Consider the following 17633-nt stretch of genomic DNA (forward strand, 5'->3'; position numbering starts at 1 on the left):
GATAAAATGAAGCATTTATCTCTATTCCAAAAAATGGTGGCCAGTATTGTTTTTTTGTTGCTTCCGGTTATAGCTCTTTATACGTATTTTTATTATGTGAGCGAACAAGTTGTCCGTGAGGAAGTGCACTCTCGTAATTTAAGTCGTCTTGAAGTCACAATGAACAGGCTGGAGGCAGACATCTGGCAGCTTTCGCAGTTTTTAATCGCCCTCAGTATTGATTCAGATGTAGACAAGCTTCGCAATGTCGAATTGATGCGTCCATACGAGGCGGTTGTGATTAAAGATGCCGTACAGCAGAAACTCCTTCTTTACCAGCAACTTAGTAACATGCTTGTCGATGTAAGTGTTTATTTGCCCGACGGCGAACGAACCATTTCAACGATGCCGCAATTGCCAAAACAGCCTAGAGCGTTATCGCCTTCGTGGACGTACGTGGAGGCTGGATCGAATATCGATCACGTCAAACCGTACTTCATCCAACATTTTCAATATCCTAGCCAAGGAAAACCCGTTGGCAACAATGTTGTCATTGAAGCAAGACTTTATGCAGAAAGCATTCGAGCCCATTTGCTCTCACTGGAGTCATCTGGGGAAGAAACCGCTTTGTTTTACAACAAAGAACATCATGCGATTGTCTCGGCTGGTAATCACGAGGCCGTGATTGAGAAATTTAACCAACATGGCGGCAATCAAAGGGACGGAATGTTCACGTATGAAGAAGATGACAAGGAATACGTTGTCACCTATGTACAATCCCCTTCACTCGGCTGGGCATTAATAGACGTTGTCCCTATGGAAAATGTATTAGAGCCGATTAAAACGACGCGGCTGTGGTTTTATGTGACTGTAGCAATGCTATTGCTCTTTGGGGTTGCTGCTGCTTGGCTCTTATACACGCAAATCCATCGGCCAATCGATAGGTTAAAAGATGGGATTTTGGCATTTAAAGGGGCCGATTATAGCGTGCGGATGAAAGTGCCTAAGCAAAAAGAGTTCGCCATTGCCATGAATGGATTCAATGAAATGGCCGAACAAATTCAGACATTGATTGAACAGGTGCTTGCTGAAAAAATCCGTTCTCAAGAGGCATCGTTGAAGCTGTTGCAAGCACAAATTGATCCTCATTTTTTGTACAATTGCTTGTTTTATATTAAAAATATGGCAAAAGTGAATAACACCAATGCTGTGGAAGCAATGGCCCTGCATTTAGGTGATTATTTCCGCTATCGTGTAAAAGTGGAGGAAGAAAAAACAACGATAGCAGAAGAAATCAAACTTGTTGAAAATTTTTTAGCGATCCATGCGTTGCGAAAAAGGCGTTTGCACTATGATATTGTGGTGCCTGATGAAATGAACACGATCACGATTCCGAGGCTCATTATACAGCCGATTGTTGAAAATGCGATTGTCCATGCCATTGAAAACATCGAAGGCGATGGATACATCCATATTACCGGTGAAATAAGTGGGGATAGCATCTGCCGCCTGACAGTAGAAAACAATGGCCCGAAACTTGGCACGGGCAAAATCAACCAATTACAACGGATGCTTGAAGAGGACGTCCTTTCTGAGAGTTACGGCATGCGCAACGTTCATCAACGTTTAAGACAGACATATGCTGGCCGCTCTGGCCTCGTACTATCGGAATCAGGGCTCGGCGGTTTAAAAGTCGAGATTTTATTCGAACAGGGGGTCGTCTGAATGGATGATGCAGGGAAATCGTTCGAATTGCTACTTGTTGATGATGAGGAAGCGACGGTGCTTGGTTTATCGGCTTTGCCATGGGAAACGCTTGGCATCGACCGTGTACATTGCGCATGTTCAGCAAGCGAAGCGCTAGCCTCTTTGGAAAAAGGGAATGTAGATGTCGTTGTTACCGACATTAGAATGCCAGGGAAATCAGGAATTGATTTGCTCGCTGAAATGGAAAAGAGTCCATATGCGCCAAAATGTTTATTGCTATCTGGTTACGCAGAATTTGCTTATGCGCAAGCAGCCATTCAAGCCCAAGCAGTCGATTATTTGCTAAAGCCAGTCAGCGATGAGCAATTAATGCAAGCGGTTAGCCGCGCTCTGTCGCTACGGAAAAGCGAACTGGAGAAGTTGCAGTTGCAAAAGCGTTCAATGGAAGCGATTCGCAACAACATTGGCGATTATTTTGAACAGGTCATAACACCGTGGCTGTCCAGCAAAAAGAGCACTTTTGAAACGGAACAAGAGCTAAAGAGCTACGGCTTGCCAACAGATATAAACGTGCAAGCACTATGGTTATTCGTTCATATTCATAAGGAGCCATCAACGGAGGATGTTGATGAGATTAAATCGGTTATGGCCAGTAATCTAACGAGAATAACGGCGACAGCAACGTTCAATTTATACAAAAACCTCTATGCCGTTTTGCTTTATCCATTGAGCTCGCAGAAGGATAAATCGCTTTTAAACGTGGTGAAACCGCACATGTTGTCGCTCAAAACGCAATTACGAAAACAATGCCAAGCACCTATCACATTAACTACCTCGCTGCCATTCTTGTTCTGGGAAGAAGGTCCTAAGATTTACCAAAGCTTCCTTTCAGGAACATCGCCATTGGTTCAGGAAGTACGCCATAAAAAAGAACAGCTGGCCGTTCGCGTTTATGAATATGTAGAAGCACACTTTTTTGAACAGCCTAGCTTGCAAGAAGTAGCAGACCACCTCTTTTTAAACGCGGCTTACTTATCAAAGCGGTTTAAAGAAGAGACAGGCGAGAAGTTTAGCGATTACATCCATCGTTTGCGCATGGATCGTGCGGTGGAACTCCTCGCAGAGACAAATATGAAAGTTTCGCAAATCGCAAAAAAACTTGGATACAAAGATGCATCTTATTTTATCAAAGTATTCAAGAGAGAGTTTCATATGACCCCACAAGAGTTTAGAAGCAGGTAAAGGAGTGAATTGCGTGAAGTCAGCTCAGACAGGAGGGCAACCGCTGCCGATTTTGTTGAAGAAAAAACAATCATGGGACATGAAACGGAATTGGCCGTTGCATGTCCTCGTCATGCCTGCCATTTTACTTGCTATCGTTTTTAACTACATCCCATTGGGCGGCATCATTATGGCTTTCCAAGAATACAAGCCTTGGTTTGGCTTTGCTGGATCAGAATGGGTTGGATTCGAACATTTTCAGCGAATTTTTGCATTTAGTGAAGGCAGGCAAGTAATTTGGAATACGCTTGTTATTTCCAGTTTTAAAATTGTCTTTCAACTGGTAATTCCGATTATGTTTGCCCTGCTGTTAAATGAAGTAAGGGTTATGGCGTTAAAACGTTCGATCCAAACACTCGTGTATTTGCCTCATTTTCTTTCTTGGGTGATTTTAGGCGGCATTTTGCTCGATTTGTTGTCAGTCGACGGCGGTTTAGTGAACCAAGTACTTGCTAGCATCGGCATCAATCCAATTTTCTTTCTAGGCGATGGCGACTGGTTTCGCGTAACCGTCATTGCCAGTGATGTCTGGAAAGACTTCGGTTTTTCGGCGATTGTCTTTTTAGCTGCGCTTGCAGGCATTAACCCGAGTCTGTATGAAGCAGCAGTCGTTGACGGGGCCAATCGTTTTCAGCAAGTGCTTTATATTACGTTGCCTGCGCTTTTGCCTATTACGATTGTAGTAGCGACTTTGGCGCTAGGCAATATTTTAAATGCAGGATTTGACCAAATCTTTAACTTATATAATCCGCTTGTGTATGACAAAGGCGATATTATTGATACGTATGTGTATCGGCAAGGGTTAATTGGCGGCAATTTTAGCTATGCAACAGCCGTAGGCTTGTTTAAATCCGTCATTGCGTTCATCTTGATTGTGATTGGATATCGCCTTGCCTACAAATACGCAAACTACCGGATTTTTTAGGAGGGGTGGCATGCATTACCACAGCCGGACATACCGCATTTTTTCTGTGTTTAATATTGTCTTTTTGCTTGTGCTTAGCGCCATTTGCATTATGCCGCTTATCCATATACTCGCCGTCTCATTTAGTGCGCCCGCTCCCGCCAATGCCAATCTTGTCCGCTTTTGGCCAGTTGACTTTACAGTGTCTGCCTGGGAGCAGACGTTTGGCAATCAAAACTTTTTGCGTGCGTTATGGAACGGCGTCTTTCGGACAGTCCTTGGCACGGTAATCAGCCTCGCCACGATTACACTTGCCGCTTATGCACTTTCAAAAGAAGACCGGGAGTTTAAAGGCAGAAAAATGTACATGTATGCACTTGTGTTTGTCATGCTTTTTAATGGCGGTCTTATTCCCACATATATCCTCGTCCAAAATCTTGGCTTGATCAATACGATTTGGGCACTTGTCTTACCTGGAGCTGTAAATGTATTTAATCTGATTTTGTTGTTAAATTTTTTCCGAACAGGCGTGCCGAAGTCACTGGAAGAGGCGGCTTTTATAGATGGAGCGGGACACTTCCAAATTTTATTTAAAATTTATTTGCCTATCTCTTTGCCAGCCTTGGCCACAGTTGGGCTGTTCACCATGGTGGGCCAATGGAATTCATGGTTTGATGGGCTCATTTATTTGACTGACTCCACCAAGTATCCGTTATCGACATTTTTGCAAACGATTATCGTTCAAAATGATTTTTCCCAGCTCAATGTCAATCCTGACGAAGTGAAAGCATTGTCTGAAAGGACAGTCCGTTCTGCTCAAATTTTTATTGGCGCACTGCCGATTATCATCGTATACCCATTTTTGCAAAAGTACTTTGTCAAAGGGATTGTGCTTGGCTCGGTAAAAGAGTAGCGGTTGTCTACAGTCTGAGACGGACGCTATTGGCGCCCGTCTTTTTTTAGCGTATACAGCGCTTTTGTTTCCGCTGCGATATTAGCGCCATGGACGAATTCGTAGAAGCCAGGAGCATTCATGTTTTCAATCACAGGCATTTTTTCAAAGATTTTGAGCTTGATTTCCTGTTCTAAATCTTCACGGTTAGCCGGGTCTGTTGAATAAAGGCTTTTTTTAATCTTTAAATCAAAGGCCGCCAAAATGGTTTCATAGTCCTGGTATTCTTTCGCCATTAGGGCATGCCTCCTTGTTTTTTCGTTTGCCCTACAACTTTTTGTTTCAGCAGTTCGAGGCCCCGTTTTTTGTTGTAAGAAACACGCTGTTCCGATATAGCTAGCCGCTTGGCAATGTCTTTATTCCGGTAGCCATAAAAGAACGAGTAAACGAGCACTTCACGCTGCAGTGGCTTTAGTTCTTGGAAGGCCTGTTGCAGCACCTCGTTTTCAAAAAGCTCCCCATATTGCCCGTCCTCTTCTTGAACGAGTTCTGCATCTTTAATGACATCGCCAGCTGCCAACATATCAAGCAATGTCGTTTGTCCATTATGGAAGAGGGCGTCTAAGGAAAGCAATTGTTGTTCGTTTTTACGGATACGCTTGTCAAAATCAACAGAATAGCCAGCTATTAAGCGGCTAATATAATGGATTACTTTAACACGGACGAAAAAATGTTTAAAAGCATCGTCAAGGATTTGCTTGTTTTTAAGTGTTGGTTCGTTAACTGCCTGAATGTAAAGCCGTTTGTTTTCCGGATCTTCTAAAAACCTGGAAATGATCGGGTTGCGGCAAAGTTCTTCTTCATACGTTTCCATGAAAGTGCCTCCTTGTCAGTTTTTTTGTATAAAGAGAAAGCGATCCAGAAAAAATCAAAGGAAAATAGAAAAAAGGCGAACGTGCTTTCGTATAATCGAGTATAACGAACAAGTGTTCTTAATGCAATTCGTTTTCGATTGGGAAATCTGTACCACAATTTTTTACAAAGAATCTGAAAAGGGCGTGCTATACTTTTTTAGGAAGGAACGAGATGGAGGAGATGAAGTGGAAGAGTGGCTGCTTCAATTGATGGAACAATTCGGTTATTTGGGAATTTTTGCGTTAATTGCATTGGAAAATGTGTTTCCGCCGATTCCCTCGGAAGTGATTTTGACATTTGGCGGGTTTATGACGCAGCAAACGGAACTTAGTAAAACAGGGGTCGTCCTCGCTGCCACAGGCGGCTCGTTGTGCGGGGCGCTCATTTTGTTTGCTGTTGGCAAATGGCTTGATGTGAAGCGGATGGAAGCGCTGATTGACCGGTACGGGCATGTATTGCGATTGACGAAGGAGGATATACAGAAGGCGGATCGTTGGTTTGATCGCTATGGTCCGTGGACGGTGTTGTTCTGTCGCTTGATTCCCCTTATCCGTAGTTTAATATCGATTCCAGCTGGCATGTCAGGAATGAATATTTGGCTATTCATATGCTTAACGGCACTTGGCACAGCTGTCTGGAATACCATTCTTGTTCATTTAGGGGCTTCTGTTGGTGAGAACTGGCATGATATTGTTGAGGCGATGAGTGTCTTTTCAGATGTCGTTTATGTAGGAATAGCAATGATCGGGATAGCGATCCTAATATGGTATATTCGCTTGCGCAAGAAAAGGAAATAAAAGACGCGATTGTGCATGTTGCAAATCGCGTCTTTTGCATTACCGATATTCAGGCAAATAATTGCCATGTGCTTCGATTAAATCGTTGCATAAGCTGACGATGTCATCGATGGACAGTTCGGAAGACGTATGGGGGTCAAGCATGGCGGCATGGTAAATATGCTCGCGTTTTCTGGTTATTGCCGCTTCAATCGTTAATAACTGTGTATTAATGTTCGTCCTGTTTAGGGCAGCCAGTTGCTCAGGAAGCTCGCCAACATAGGTAGGCGAAATGCCAGAACGGTTGGCAACGCATGGAACTTCTACACACGCTTTATCGGGAAGGTTAGCGATTAAGCCACCTGTATTGAGGACATTTCCACCGAACATAAACGTCTCACCTGTTTCCATTGCTTCGATGATTCGAGACCCATATTCGATCGAACGTTCATGGGTAATCTGAGCATTGTCGACAAGGTCTTGCTTCATTTGCTCCCATCTTTCAATTTGGCTGACGCAACGCCGCGGGTATTCATCCAAAGGGATATTGAAGTCGTCGATCAGCTCAGGATAGGCTGATTTAATGAAATACGGATGGTATTCAGCATTGTGCTCTGAAGACTCGGTCACATAGTAGCCAAACCGTTCCATTAGCTCAAATCGCACCATATCATGGTGTTTTTCTTTGTTTTTCTCTTTAGCGCGCCGTTTAATTTCAGGATATAAGTCTTTGCCGTCTTTTTTCACTTCAAGGAGCCAAGCGACATGGTTAATGCCGGCAATTTTTTCCTCAATCCCCGTGTGGTCCATCTCAAGATGTTTAAACAAATCCCGTGTGCACACTTGAACGCTGTGACAAAGGCCGACGTTTTGTACGTTTGTGTAGCGTGAAAGTGTACCAGTTAAGACAGCCATTGGGTTTGTATAGTTTAAAAACCAGGCATTTGGCGCCACTTCTTCAATGTCTTGAGCAATATCAAGCAAAACTGGAATGGTACGCAATGAACGGAACAAGCCGCCAATCCCAATGGTGTCGCCAATTGTTTGGCGCAAGCCGTACTTTTTAGGGATTTCAAAGTCAATCACTGTGCTTGGTTTATAGCCGCCAACTTGAATAGCGTTAATGACATACGAGGCGCCGCGCAGCGCTTCTTTGCGGTCGTCATAAGCTTTTATTATGATCGTTGAGTTTAAATTATTTTTTAAGTGTGTAAGCAATGTTTTTGATTCTGAAAGCCGCTGCTTGTCAATGTCATAGAGCGCGAATTCAAATTGCTGCAGCGCCGGCACATGCATGCAATCACCGAGTACATTTTTTGCAAAAATGGTGCTGCCTGCGCCGATAAACGTAATCTTTTTCATGACGTTTCCCCCTTTGTTCCGTTTATCCATAGTATAGTGAGGCAACTGAAAAAACAGTAGAAAATTGCTGTTTGATTTATGGATAATATTGCGCTTTCATTACGGTTGTCTTTATACTGGGGAAAAGGGGGGAGCGCATTGCGGAAAACGAATGAAAACGTGTCCTATGGCTTTCGTTTTCAGGAACAGCCCTATCCGTTTGTTATGAATTTATGGAATATCGGTTGGGAAACACAAACGGATCAAGCTTATCGTTGGGATGGCACGAAACGGATGGAACGAGAAAAAATTGTGTTTCAATATACGCTTTCAGGCTACGGAGAATTGGTCCATGAAGGAACACTTTATAAAGTGGAAGCGGGCCAAGCTTTTTTCGTTTCGTTGCCAAGTGCCCATTGTTATTATTATCCAGAAGAGGGATCCGAGCCGTGGGAATTTCTTTATGTCACGATTGAAGGAAAAGAAGCGTTGCGCATGCAAAAGCATATGGAGAACAAGTACGGGCCCGTTTTTTCCTTGCAAAAAGACAGCGAACCAATCCGCCGTTTGTTTAAATTGTATGCCGAAACGGCTGCTGGAGAAATCCAAGACTCCTATACAGGCTCACAAAAAGCGTATGAATTTATACTGTCGTGTTTCCGGTTTCTAGAAGTTCCTCCGAAACAAGTATTAAAAGAACCCCTTGCAAGAGCGATTCGTTATATTGAAGCGAACTATGCAAGACCGCTGACATTAGAGGAAATCGCACAAGAAGCAGGCTGGTCGAAATATTATTTTATTAAGCAGTTTAAGACAGAATTAAACATTACGCCAATGAACTATGTGACGATTATTCGCATTAAAAAAGCGGCATCTTTGCTGGCGCAAACCGATGACACCATTGCGGAAGTGGCTTACCAAGTCGGAATGGATGACCCCAATTATTTTACAAAAGTCTTTAAAAAGACTGTAGGCGTATCTGCTAGCAAATTTCGTAAAAACGAAGACAACCATTTAATTGATTACATTGTCACAGAGTGGTAAGAAAGGCAACATTGACAGTAGACTTGAATGATGTTGCTGTTTCTATGAGCATGGTTCTTTATTATCCGCACTTAGCTGTCGCGTGCTTTTTTCAAACCTTCCTAACCTACATGACATTTGTCATGTGAGGCTCCTGACAGATGTGACTGTAAATGGCTGATTGATTTTAATATCATGAATCCATACAGAATGACTGGAGGAGTGAGCCATGAAGAGCCAAACGAAACAAATAAACCTTAAGCGTAAAGCGGCGACATTCGCGCAAGCAGATACAAGAGCTGGTCTTCTGCAACTTTGTAACACGGTATTTCCACTAGCATTTCTATGGGTGGCTGCTTATCAAAGCCTGTCTCTGTCTATTTGGCTGTCGCTGCTTTTCTCGGTAATAGGCGGCGGATTTGTTGTCAGGTTGTTTATCATTTTCCACGACTGTACACACGGTTCTTTTTTTAAACACGCCAAGGCCAATCGGGTGCTAGGGACATTTTTGGGCATCATTACCCATTTCCCTTTTGAAAAGTGGAAGCGGAGCCACGCGATGCACCACGCGACTAGCGGAAATCTCGATAAGAGAGGCACAGGCGATATTTGGTTGTTAACGATTGAGGAGTATGAACAAGCCTCCATTTGGAAAAAAGCCGCTTATAGGTTATACCGCAACCCGGTTATCATGTTTGGTCTTGGGCCACTCTATTTGTTTTTAATTGAAAATCGTTTAAATAAAAGAGGGGCGAAACGTAAGGAACGTCTCAATACACATGTCACCAATGTTGCAATAGTGGCGCTATATGCAGCCGGCATTTGGTTGCTTGGCTGGGAAGCGTTTCTTTTGGTACAAGGGCCGCTTATGTTTATTGCGGGTGCAGCCGGCATTTGGCTTTTCTATGTTCAGCATCAGTTTGAAGATTCCTATTTTGAAAATGAAGCCGAATGGGATTTTGTGAAGGCGGCTGTGGAGGGCAGCTCTTATTACAAGTTGCCGAAACCTTTACAGTGGATAACGGGTAACATTGGCTTCCACCATGTCCATCATTTAAGCCCTAAAGTGCCAAATTACAATCTGGAAAAGACACACCAACAAGTTGTACCATTACAAAAAGCCACAACCATCACCCTTGCGACAAGCTTAGCGTCACTAAAGTTTCGCTTGTTTGATGAGAAGAATAAGACGTTCGTTAGTTTCGGAGACTTTAAAAAGATGAGAAAGATGAAGCTGGCGGCCAATCGTTCCTTATAACAAATCCGTGTAGAGGCTATCTAATGTTCGATTAGAATAGCCTTTTTTGTTTGCGGGGAAGGCTATTCAACGTGCTACTTGGTATACTATGGCAAGGAGGGAATACAATGCAAAATTGGTTTCATATTTTTCCTAAAAATACGGGCTTAAGCCTCTATGTTTGGATTATCTTTTGTGTCTTGCCCTTTTATTTTGTGATTTCATCTGCAACGTTTATTGAAATTACAATCGGCAGCATCATGATCATGCTGTTTTTTACAACATATCGACTGTCTTTCATTAAAAAAGGCTGGACCATGTATGTGTCGGTGGCAATTGAAATGGCCATTAACATTGGGATGACGGTTTATTTTGGGTATATTTATTTCGCTTTGTTTTTGGCCTTTTTCATCGGGAATGTCCAAAACAGAAAAGGATTCTTTGCTTTATATGCTGCACATGTAACGACTACGGCCGCCGCCACAACAATTGGCTTTTACATTCAGAATGAGACGTTTATGGTCCAGCTCCCGTTTATAGCCATTGCGTTAATTGGCGTTCTCTTATTGCCGTTTACCATTTCCAACCGCCATAAACGGGAGCGACTTGAAAGTCAGCTTGAGACAGCGAATGAAAAAATATCGCAACTGTTAATAGCGGAAGAACGGCAGCGGATTGCCCGTGATCTTCATGATACGCTTGGCCAAAAGCTTTCGTTGATCGGCATTAAAAGTGACTTGGCGAGAAAATGGCTACCGATCGATCAGGAAAAAACCAATATAGAGCTACAGGAAATTCAAAAGATCGCCCGAACCACTCTTAATGAGGTCAGAGAGATTGTATCTAACATAAAACGTAGCCGTTTAAGTGAGGAAATAGAACGGATAAAAGAAATTCTTGCTGCGGCGGAAGTGGAGTTGGAGATAAAAGGGGAGGATGATGCATTGTTAAAAAAACCACCTCTTCTCGAGAATGTTCTATGTATGTGCCTTAAAGAAGCGGTCACCAACATTGTGAAACATAGCGGAGCGGATAGGTGTACGATTACGTTTGCCCAGACACCGACAGAGTTTTGTATGGAGATAAAAGACAATGGACACGGCCTCAGTAGCAAGGCAGATGCGAAACAGGGCGGACTCCAAGGAATGAAAGAAAGGCTAGAATTTATTAATGGAAACTTATATTATGAGTCACAAGATGGATTCTTGTTAGCGATGCGTGTTCCGATTCCTAGTACAGGAAAAAAGACAAAGGACGTGTACAATGATTGAAATTGTCATAGCAGAAGACCAACAAATGATGTTAGGGGCATTGGGAGCGCTTCTTGATTTTGAAGACGATATGAAAGTGGTTGGCAAGGCACACAACGGCGAAGAAGCGATTAAATTAGTTAAAGCGTTACAACCGAATATATGTATTATGGATATTGAAATGCCTGTCATGGATGGGCTAGATGCTGCTTATGAACTGAAAGACCACCCATGCCGGGTCATGGTTCTGACCACATTTGCACAGCCCGGCTACTTTGAACGGGCACGGCGAGCAGGTGTAGAGGGGTACTTGCTAAAAGATAGTCCAAGTGAAGATTTGGCTGCTGCGATACGTACAATTATGGATGGGCGTAGAGTTTACGCACCTGAATTGATTGATATGGTCTACCACAATGAAACGCCGCTTACGGAGCGAGAAGAGCAAGTACTTAAGCTTATTGCCGAAGGACGTACGACCCAGCAAATTGCTGACGAGCTGAAGATAACAAACGGAACGGTGCGTAATTACGTGTCCGTTATTCTCGATAAACTCGAAGTCGGCAACCGGATTGAAGCGATTTCGTACTATAAGAAAAAAGGGTGGTTAAGATAGGCAGAACAGGAGCCGAATTAGGGGCAAAAAGGATAAAAAAGAACCGCCCTTGTTCAGGACGGTAAGTTGTTGTCATGCTCATTTTCACTCGACATTTGAAAAAGCAGAAACCTAGATTGTTTTTACAGTTTGTCAATCAATGTCGTTGCTACTGTAAAATAAATTAGCAAGCTAACGATGTCGTTCATTGTGGTAATGAACGGGCCAGACGCAACAGCAGGGTCGATTTTCAGCTTGTTGATAATAATAGGGACGGTGGCGCCAATGACGGCTGCGACGCTTAAGGCAAAGAAAAGAGAGATGCCGACAATGAAAGCAAGTAGAAAGTTCCCTTTATAAAACAAACTAATGATGCCCATGAGGACAATCATGCATGTAATGCCAAGCATGACGCCTGTACCAAGTTCCCGCTTCACTGTTCTCATAACGCCGCCTCGCTCAAAAGAGCCGGTGGCGATCGCGCGGACGGCTACAGCGAGGGACTGTGTGCCGGTGTTGCCGGCCGTGCCCATTAACATCGGCATAAAGGCTGCCAATAAGACGACTTGCTCGAGTGTTTGCTCAAACTGGCCAATAATATTAGCCGTAATCAAGCCAAAAAACATGAGAAGGATCAGCCACGGCGCTCGTTTTTTGGCGGCAGTAAAGGCGGTCAGCGACAAATCGGTGGCGCCCCGGGAAGCCGTAAACTCGCCAAAGTCCTCCGTGATTTCTTCCTCGAGGACGTCCATCACGTCATCGACGGTAATAATGCCGACGAGGCGCTTATCTGGCGTCACGACTGGAACAGCGAGAAAATCGTATTCTTGGATGAGACGGGCGACGTCTTCTTGGTCTTCAGTTTCGTTGACTGATACCACTTGTGTGCTCATAATCTCGTCAACGGTCATTTCTGGGACGGAGATAATGAGGTCACGTAATGAAACAACGCCAGCAAGACGTTGGTCTTTATCAACTACGTACAAGTAATAGATCGTTTCCGCATCAGGGGCTGATTCACGCAGTTCTTCAATGACTTCCTTGGCTGTTGATTCGACTGACAAGCGCACAAATTCTTTTGTCATAATTGCGCCTGCCGTTTTTGGCGCATAGGCCATTAGTTCTTCGACTCGTTTTGCCTCTTCCATATCCATGGAACTTAAAATGTCTTTTGCCCGCTCCGGTTCAATTTCAGCGAGGAAGTCGGCAACATCGTCGGCAGACATGTTGTTGAACATCGAAACGGCGTATTGATAGCTTAGGCCTTGGAATACCGTGAGCTGGTCTTCAAGCTCAAGCCCTTCAAACAAATCGGCGAATTCCGCCGGGCTTAAAAATAGCAGCACTTGCTTTTGTTGTGCCACTTCAATTTCATGGAACAACTCGACTTGGTCTGCAGGATGAAGCTCTAGAAAGGTTTCCCGAAAAGCGCGGAGATTCCGGGAGACGAGGTGTTTAACGATTTGTTTTTTATATTCATTTCGTTTCCGATCGGTTTTTAATTGATCCATGGTTATCCCTCCCCTAAACGAGAGGGCTGCTTCCTTGTGGCGCAGGAGGAACCCTCTCCATTATTTTTTTAATGATCATTCGATAACAGCCTAACCTCGGATTGGGCAAACTATCCATCCCACACCACCACCTTTTTAAGAAAATGAAAAAACACCTCTATGGAGGTGTTAGAACACATGATAAATAAACGCGAATAATCGCGCATGTGTAAAAATAGCCTCCATTCGTAGAGCTTTAGCACTGTGCGGCATAGGCTATTGCCAGCTACATTAAAAACCACCTTATGTCGATGGTTTCTGTTGACCCATTGGCGTCTTTGGACATTTTTGGGTAGCAGCGTATCTCCTGCACAGGAGCCTCACCTAACGAGGAATATATCGTTTTCTTGCATGCTTCACTTTACAACTGTTAAGCGGCAATGTCAATCGTTTCTTTGTTGAAAATCGGAAAAGGCAATGGAAATGGAATGAAAGAGAAAGCGAGAACAGGAAAAGAAAGCAGAGAACCATTTTGCGCAAACGAACGTGGTAGAAAGACGAGTCTTGACGAGGAACGGGGTGTTGTTGTGAGCTGTTTGGAAAAGCGGGCTTTCATGCCGCCCCATCAAGGAAGTTGAGCGGCATAGTAACCGATTTTCTTTAATTGTTCAATGAGCTGGCGTTTTTCCGCCTCGTCAAGGGAAGCAAAGATGGTGTCGATTGCTTCAGCATGGCGGGGAAAGATGTCAGACATCCAATCATGCCCTTTTTCAGTAAGAGAAACAAACGTCACACGCCGATCTGTTGGGCATGGCTTGCGGACAATCATCCCTTTGTGTTCAAGCTTATCAACAACATAGGTAATGCTGCTGCTAGCAATTAACACTTTTTCGCCAATTTTTTGGACTGGCTGTTCACCTTTTGAATAAAGCAACTCTAGCACGGCAAATTCGGTTGGATTAAAACCGTGTTTTTTTATATCGGCAATCGCTTTTATGCGCACAGATTGAAGCGCTTTCGTCATCACCGTAAACAGCTTCAGCGAGTCTGTTTGACTTTGGTTCAATGGATTCACCTCGAAATTAACCATCTCGAATTAGAAATTATAATAACGCAGCTCTTGGTGGCTGTCAATTACGGATTTTGTAAATCTATAAGGAAATGTCTGCAATGAGCTGATATTTTTGAATAAAACATTTATACTGTAGTAAATGCACTATGGGCTTTCCCAAAAAAACGAATGGCATTCTGAAAGGATGACAGAAATGAGAAGCGTACTAACCGTAAAAGAACAACGTAATATTTTAAGAGAAGAACTAGGCAAGTGTATCAATAAGGTAAAGGAAATGAAAGTCGACGAACAAAGTTTTAAAAACATGAGCCAACATGAGCAGCAAGTTTACATTTACCTAGACCGGACGATGCAACGTTTGCGCACGCAAATCAATGCATTGGAATTCGTGTTGAATGAAGATACGGAGTTGATCGACCCTTACGCTGACCGTGCAGCAGAAAAGTTGAACATTAACCGCGACAGCATCTTTAACGCTAAACCAGCTAAAGCAGAAGAGGGCGACTACGAGCTAGATATGAGTAAACTGGAAAAGCATTAAAAGAAGGGACGCCCTTCTTTTTTTGTTTCCTCTATAGTTGCTAGATTCATACTAATTCTTTTTCATAAGCAAGAAACGGGTCTTTTTTATTAGGATAGTAAAATGTTCCGACTGGTTTATACCCGAGTTTGGCAAACAGCTTTTGCGCTTTATTGTTTTTCGAGTAAGTATCCATTTTCAAAGAAACCAAGCCTTGCTTGCGGCAATACGATTCGGCGAATTCAATAAGTTTTACAGCAACACCACTTTTTTGTGCGGCTGGGTCGACAACTAAACGATGAAACGTTCCAGCTGTCTCGTGTTGCGTTTGCCAGCATAACTGTGCTCCATTAAATTCTGCTGGAAGGTTTTGATCAATGGAAATGGAACCAACAATATGTGCGTTTTCTTGATAAACGTAAAGAGTGCCTTGCTCGATGTCTTCTTGAAAGTGAGCACTTGTTGGATAGGCACTCGACCATTGATCGCTGCCTTCTAGGTTCATTTGCTTGGTTGCGCGGATGGCTATTTGCTCGATTTGTGGCAAATCGTTAAGGGTACCTTGGCGAATCATCGGATGTCACTCCACTCTATTAGGGAATACGTCAAGCCTATTTTAATAATGGGAACAGGCTATGAAAAAGCGCTCTAAAAATAACATAGGTGTGTATGAAAAGCAAGGCATCTAGTAGGCGTTTGCTAAGGTCTATTTATTCACATGTCATAGATGATCGTAATGGAAACGCTGTACATGTTTTTTTAACATCCCCGACCTTTGCCCAGCCTCTCCCGATTAAAGTGCGCAATCGCACTTTCATTTTTCGATTTTTATAAAAGTGTCATCATGCAGTTGAACATTTGAATAAAGCTGGTCTACAATGAAATAGACAGAAGTTAAAACGAGGAGAGTTGGACAGCATGAGCGATTTGAAAAATTTGTCGACGGCCGAACTTGAGTTAAGAAAAGAAGAGTTGGAAAAGCAATACAACATGTACAAAATGGAAAACATACAGCTGGATATGTCAAGGGGAAAACCTGGGCCAGAACAGCTTAACCTTTCGCATGGCCTCCTCCATGCTTTATCGGAAGAAGATGTAAAAGCTGACCACAACGGCGATATTCGCAATTATGGCCAACTGGATGGAATTCCCGAAGCAAAAGCGCTTTTTGGCGAGTTGCTCGGCGTACAAGCAAGCAACGTATTTGTCGGCGGCAATTCGAGCTTATCCCTCATGCATGACGCAGTCGCCCGTGCGGTGTTGTTTGGGACAGGTGAGGGGCAGACGCCGTGGGGAAAGCTGCCGAAAGTGAAATTTTTATGCCCTTCCCCTGGGTATGACCGTCATTTTGCCATTTGTGAATTATTTAATATCGATATGATTGTCGTTAATATGACCGCAGAAGGGCCCGATATGGACCAAGTAGAGGCGCTTGTGGCCAACGATGAAACGATTAAGGGTATTTGGTGCGTGCCTAAATATAGCAACCCTAGCGGAGTCACTTATTCAAATGAAACCGTTCAACGTCTAGCTGCATTGAAAACCAAGGCTGAAGATTTCCGGATTTTTTGGGACAATGCCTACGCGTTTCACCATTTGACAGATACACCAGATGAACTAGCCGATATTTTTGCTGCTTGTGCACAGGCTGGCTACCCTGATCGCGTTTATATGTTTGCCTCCACATCAAAAGTGACATTTCCTGGAGCAGGCATTTCTGCCTTTGTTAGCTCAGAAGCCAACCTTGCTTACGCTAAAAAGCAGCTCTCAGTGCAAACGATTGGCTACGATAAAATCAACCAGCTTCGCCATGTTCGCTTTTTTGAGCAAATTGGTGGCGTTGGCGAGCTGATGAAACAACATGCCCAACTGATCAAACCAAAATTTGATCAAGTCAACCACACATTAACAGAGGAGTTAGGCGGAAAAGGCATTGCCGAGTGGTCCGAACCGCAAGGAGGCTATTTTATTAGCCTTGACACGCTAGATGGCTGTGCAAAGCGCGTTGTCACTTTGGCGAGAGAAGCCGGTGTTATTTTGACAGGTGCTGGAGCAACATTTCCTTATGGAAAGGACCCGCGTGACCGCAACATTCGGATTGCACCAACATTCCCGTCTGTTGAAGAGTTGAAAAAAGCAATGGAAGTCGTGTCTGTTTGTGTCGAACTGGCTTCTGTGGAGAAGTTATTAGCTGCATGAAAATTAGGAGGCTAAAGGCGGGTGAACCGTTGCCATGGTCACTCTTGCTTTTGGCAGACCCGTCTGAAAAACTTGTCCAAGACTATTGCCGTCGTGGTACATGCTATGTAGCAGAGGATGAAGAAGGTACAATTATTGGCGAATATGTGTTAGTGCCGACCCGCCCAGACACGGTTGAACTTGTCAACGTCGCTGTGGAAGAGGCCCACCAAGGCAAAAAAATCGGGAAACAGCTTGTATCTCATGCGGTTGCAACGGCCAAAAAAGAGGGTTATAAAACGATTGAAGTAGGGACAGGGAACTCAGGAGCCAACCAATTAATGCTTTATCAAAAATGTGGGTTTCGCATCACTCATGTGGACCGTGATTTCTTTGTGCGCCATTACGAGGAGCCAATTGAAGAAAATGGTTTGCCATGTGTAGATATGATCCGCTTGTCTCAAGACATATAGATG

18 protein-coding genes and 1 riboswitch are annotated in these 17633 nt (G+C 43.6%); of the genes, 12 read left to right on the top strand and 6 right to left on the bottom strand.

Going from position 1 to position 17633, the window contains the following annotated elements:
* The first annotated feature begins 6 nt into the window (after window positions 1-6).
* From N6H06_RS13465 to N6H06_RS13480, 4 genes are read left to right on the top strand one after another with little or no spacing between them, the layout of a single operon-like run.
* Window positions 7-1704 carry a sensor histidine kinase gene (locus N6H06_RS13465; protein WP_062748089.1) on the top strand — a complete coding sequence of 566 codons (1698 nt, stop codon included), beginning with the start codon at window positions 7-9 and terminating at the stop codon, window positions 1702-1704.
* Window positions 1705-2928, top strand: coding sequence for a response regulator transcription factor (locus N6H06_RS13470; protein ID WP_263707137.1), 1224 nt, complete (start codon window positions 1705-1707; stop codon window positions 2926-2928).
* Window positions 2929-2941: 13 nt separating this feature from the next.
* A complete protein-coding gene (locus N6H06_RS13475; protein WP_062748082.1) occupies window positions 2942-3892 on the top strand; it encodes an ABC transporter permease in 951 nt (316 codons plus the stop codon).
* Between the two features lie 10 nt (window positions 3893-3902).
* A complete protein-coding gene (locus N6H06_RS13480; RefSeq protein WP_263707139.1) occupies window positions 3903-4784 on the top strand; it encodes a carbohydrate ABC transporter permease in 882 nt (293 codons plus the stop codon).
* A gap of 26 nt (window positions 4785-4810) precedes the next feature.
* Here the strand turns inward: N6H06_RS13480 and N6H06_RS13485 are convergent, their stop codons facing one another.
* Entirely contained in the window at window positions 4811-5059 is a 249-nt protein-coding gene (locus N6H06_RS13485; protein ID WP_062748078.1) for a hypothetical protein, read from the bottom strand.
* Window positions 5059-5637: a sigma-70 family RNA polymerase sigma factor gene (locus N6H06_RS13490; protein WP_263707141.1), complete on the bottom strand. Its 579-nt coding sequence runs from the start codon at window positions 5635-5637 to the stop codon at window positions 5059-5061. The genes N6H06_RS13485 and N6H06_RS13490 overlap by 1 nt, the downstream gene beginning before the upstream one ends.
* Window positions 5638-5863: 226 nt before the next feature.
* Here N6H06_RS13490 and N6H06_RS13495 point away from each other — a divergent pair, with 226 nt between their 5' ends.
* A complete protein-coding gene (locus N6H06_RS13495) occupies window positions 5864-6475 on the top strand; it encodes a DedA family protein (RefSeq protein WP_062748075.1) in 612 nt (203 codons plus the stop codon).
* A 39-nt stretch (window positions 6476-6514) separates the two neighbouring features.
* Here the strand turns inward: N6H06_RS13495 and melA are convergent, their stop codons facing one another.
* The gene (melA, locus tag N6H06_RS13500) at window positions 6515-7816 is read right to left on the bottom strand and encodes an alpha-glucosidase/alpha-galactosidase (protein ID WP_062748073.1); all 1302 of its coding nucleotides are present in this window, start codon (window positions 7814-7816) and stop codon (window positions 6515-6517) included.
* A gap of 138 nt (window positions 7817-7954) precedes the next feature.
* On the opposite strand from melA, the gene N6H06_RS13505 reads away from it, so the two are divergent.
* The 4 genes from N6H06_RS13505 to N6H06_RS13520 all read left to right on the top strand — a co-directional run bounded on the left by N6H06_RS13505 (window position 7955) and on the right by N6H06_RS13520 (window position 11918).
* The gene (locus tag N6H06_RS13505; protein WP_062748071.1) at window positions 7955-8839 is read left to right on the top strand and encodes an AraC family transcriptional regulator; all 885 of its coding nucleotides are present in this window, start codon (window positions 7955-7957) and stop codon (window positions 8837-8839) included.
* Between the two features lie 208 nt (window positions 8840-9047).
* Window positions 9048-10076 (top strand): fatty acid desaturase, encoded by a 1029-nt coding sequence (locus N6H06_RS13510; RefSeq protein ID WP_062748069.1) that lies wholly within the window; start codon window positions 9048-9050, stop codon window positions 10074-10076.
* Between the two features lie 107 nt (window positions 10077-10183).
* Window positions 10184-11326, top strand: a complete 1143-nt coding sequence (locus tag N6H06_RS13515; protein ID WP_263707145.1) for a sensor histidine kinase — start codon at window positions 10184-10186, stop codon at window positions 11324-11326.
* Window positions 11319-11918, top strand: a complete 600-nt coding sequence (locus N6H06_RS13520) for a response regulator transcription factor (RefSeq protein ID WP_213029281.1) — start codon at window positions 11319-11321, stop codon at window positions 11916-11918. Before N6H06_RS13515 ends, N6H06_RS13520 begins: the two co-directional genes overlap by 8 nt.
* Window positions 11919-12040: 122 nt before the next feature.
* On the opposite strand, the gene mgtE is transcribed toward N6H06_RS13520, so the two are convergent.
* Both mgtE and N6H06_RS13530 read right to left on the bottom strand, forming a co-directional pair.
* A complete protein-coding gene (mgtE, locus tag N6H06_RS13525) occupies window positions 12041-13408 on the bottom strand; it encodes a magnesium transporter (RefSeq protein WP_062748063.1) in 1368 nt (455 codons plus the stop codon).
* A gap of 213 nt (window positions 13409-13621) precedes the next feature.
* Window positions 13622-13786, bottom strand: a riboswitch (M-box (ykoK) riboswitch).
* Between the two features lie 226 nt (window positions 13787-14012).
* Window positions 14013-14477 carry a MarR family winged helix-turn-helix transcriptional regulator gene (locus tag N6H06_RS13530; RefSeq protein ID WP_263707148.1) on the bottom strand — a complete coding sequence of 155 codons (465 nt, stop codon included), beginning with the start codon at window positions 14475-14477 and terminating at the stop codon, window positions 14013-14015.
* Between the two features lie 175 nt (window positions 14478-14652).
* On the opposite strand from N6H06_RS13530, the gene N6H06_RS13535 reads away from it, so the two are divergent.
* Window positions 14653-15000 carry a hypothetical protein gene (locus N6H06_RS13535; RefSeq protein WP_062748061.1) on the top strand — a complete coding sequence of 116 codons (348 nt, stop codon included), beginning with the start codon at window positions 14653-14655 and terminating at the stop codon, window positions 14998-15000.
* A gap of 46 nt (window positions 15001-15046) precedes the next feature.
* Here the strand turns inward: N6H06_RS13535 and N6H06_RS13540 are convergent, their stop codons facing one another.
* On the bottom strand, window positions 15047-15553 hold the full coding sequence (locus N6H06_RS13540; protein ID WP_263707151.1) for a GNAT family N-acetyltransferase: 507 nt from the start codon (window positions 15551-15553) through the stop codon (window positions 15047-15049).
* Between the two features lie 344 nt (window positions 15554-15897).
* Between N6H06_RS13540 and N6H06_RS13545 the strand changes: the two genes are divergently transcribed.
* Together N6H06_RS13545 and N6H06_RS13550 are read left to right on the top strand one after the other, a co-directional pair.
* Window positions 15898-17178: an aminotransferase class I/II-fold pyridoxal phosphate-dependent enzyme gene (locus N6H06_RS13545; protein WP_263707153.1), complete on the top strand. Its 1281-nt coding sequence runs from the start codon at window positions 15898-15900 to the stop codon at window positions 17176-17178.
* Window positions 17175-17630, top strand: a complete 456-nt coding sequence (locus N6H06_RS13550; RefSeq protein WP_062748055.1) for a GNAT family N-acetyltransferase — start codon at window positions 17175-17177, stop codon at window positions 17628-17630. Before N6H06_RS13545 ends, N6H06_RS13550 begins: the two co-directional genes overlap by 4 nt.
* The last annotated feature ends 3 nt before the right edge of the window (window positions 17631-17633 follow it).

The organism is Shouchella tritolerans (genome assembly GCF_025770735.1).
Lineage (GTDB): Bacteria > Bacillota > Bacilli > Bacillales > Bacillaceae_D > Shouchella > Shouchella tritolerans.